We start from the raw sequence: 1,794 nt of genomic DNA on the forward strand, positions 1-1,794 counted from the left end.
TTGACTCCGTCATGCGCTGGTTCGAATCCAGCTAGCCCAGCCATATTTCTTTCCGAAATTATTAATTTGTCATCATTCTTAATATTAGATATAGACACATATGTATGACAATTTCATAACAGACATTTTAAAAGAGCATTTGCTAATTTAGCAAATGCTCTTTTTTACGTACTTCTTTAAAAACGTTAAATGGTTGGAAGGTTTGAAATGACGTTAAGAGACTTAATTAGAAGAAATTATAAAATTGAGATCACCATCGTTTAAAAGAATTCTATTGCGAAACCATCAATCTTTTTTATAAAAGAATCATTCCATTTACAGAAGGGAATGTTTTGATCACTCTTTTTTCAAAATATACTCATTCTGTTTGTTCATTTATCAAGGTTATTAGAGAGCATAGCAGGAATTGCGTTACTTTTCTTTCTAGTGCAATTGGTTTTGGGTTTACTATTTAATATGGTTGCTCCACACTTACAGTGCAACTATAAAGGTTACAGCGCAGATAAGGCGCTTACTTTAGCAGCTGCAGCTCCTATCAATGTAATGAATACGGAGGAAGTCAAAGTGCTGCAAGAAAAGCTCACCAAGCTGTGGCTTGATACAAACGGGATCGGTGGCATTTACGGTAAAGGTACTACAAACATCGTTATGCTCTTACAGCGCCGAACGGTTTAGTATCGACGGTGTAGCAGGAGGAAAAACAATGGCCAAGGCCAATCAGCTGTTAAAAGAAAAAGATCTTGTCGGTACGCCCACATCTTCCGCGTTATGACCGGAACATTCGGCACGCCAGAATCAGCGGAAGCAGCTGCAAAAGAAATTGGCTTCAATGCGCGCAAAGGAACATTGGCTCAAAACTATCTTCCGACAATGGGCTTGTAGCTGATGCTTGGAGATCCTACAAAACCTATGCGAAAGAAAAAGAATTAGAGCATTACCGAATCAAATCAGATGGTGGAAATTACTTTATTAAAGGCTTATATCATATTCAAAATGTAAACAGCTTTCATTTTCGAACGAAAAAATGGCTTGACCCTTCTAAAGGTGTCGCTACAAAATATCTCGACAATTATCTTCCTTGGTTCTTGTTTATAGATAGTCGTAGTAACGAAAGCATAAAGCAGCACATTAAAGAACTTCTGCTAACAGCATTTGTATTTGAAATGATAGAGACGATAGTTTACGTCAGTCCAAATTTCGGGTCAGTTGAACCGATAAATAGTAACTATGAGGTGTTGAAATGCAGTTAAATGACTTTATGCACGAAAATTACCCCAATTTAGAGCTTAGACCACCTTTATTTTATAGTTGGGATACTGGGATTCGTTTTGAGCTTGGTGTAGAGTGGAAAAGGGGATATGATTATCCAAACAACCCATTTGTATTGGGGTGTTATAACTAACAGAAAATATGTTTGTTGTGATAGATGTCATTATTAATCCGCCGCTAAATACAGTGGCTTAATGAAAAAACGTTTTGAAGTTTATAATCAAAAATTATTCCGCAAAAAATATTGACTTTCTATCTGATAAAATGTTATTATATTAATCCGCCCTTAAAAAGGTGTATCTAATGTTAAAGAGAGTCTGGATAGCAGAAATAGTTATTCTAAGGTAATAATCATTTAAAAATAAAGCAGTTGACTTTCATCTTCGACAATGGTATTATTAATTAGCTGTCGATAATGATAGTAAATGAAAATTGATCTTTGAAAACTGAACAAAATCAATAAAACCGGCAACGTTCTGAATTAAACTTTCAATTGAAATGCCCGTCATTTCAATTGAAAACAAA

General features: G+C 35.2%; 2 protein-coding genes and 1 pseudogene. All 3 read left to right on the forward strand.

From position 1 onward, the window contains the following. Positions 1-456 precede the first annotated feature (456 nt). The 3 genes and pseudogenes from BTO28_RS16540 to BTO28_RS17975 all read left to right on the forward strand — a co-directional run bounded on the left by BTO28_RS16540 (position 457) and on the right by BTO28_RS17975 (position 1,402). Complete coding sequence (locus BTO28_RS16540) at positions 457-675, forward strand: peptidoglycan-binding domain-containing protein (protein ID WP_144289507.1); 219 nt, start codon at positions 457-459, stop codon at positions 673-675. Between the two features lie 167 nt (positions 676-842). Then, positions 843-1,250, forward strand: a pseudogene (locus BTO28_RS16545) (hypothetical protein); the annotation flags it as partial. Positions 1,251-1,258: 8 nt separating this feature from the next. Continuing rightward, positions 1,259-1,402: a DUF3885 domain-containing protein gene (locus BTO28_RS17975; protein WP_456297752.1), complete on the forward strand. Its 144-nt coding sequence runs from the start codon at positions 1,259-1,261 to the stop codon at positions 1,400-1,402. The last annotated feature ends 392 nt before the right edge of the window (positions 1,403-1,794 follow it).

Origin of the sequence: Domibacillus epiphyticus (genome assembly GCF_001975785.1) — a bacterium.
GTDB classification, from domain to species: Bacteria; Bacillota; Bacilli; order Bacillales; family Domibacillaceae; genus Domibacillus; species Domibacillus epiphyticus.

Excerpts from the sequence above, each read along its gene's own strand:
- BTO28_RS17975 (WP_456297752.1), top strand. The coding sequence starts at position 1,259 with ATGCACGAAAATTACCCCAATTTAGAGCTTAGACCACCTTTATTTTAT.
- BTO28_RS16540 (WP_144289507.1), top strand. The coding sequence starts at position 457 with ATGGTTGCTCCACACTTACAGTGCAACTATAAAGGTTACAGCGCAGAT.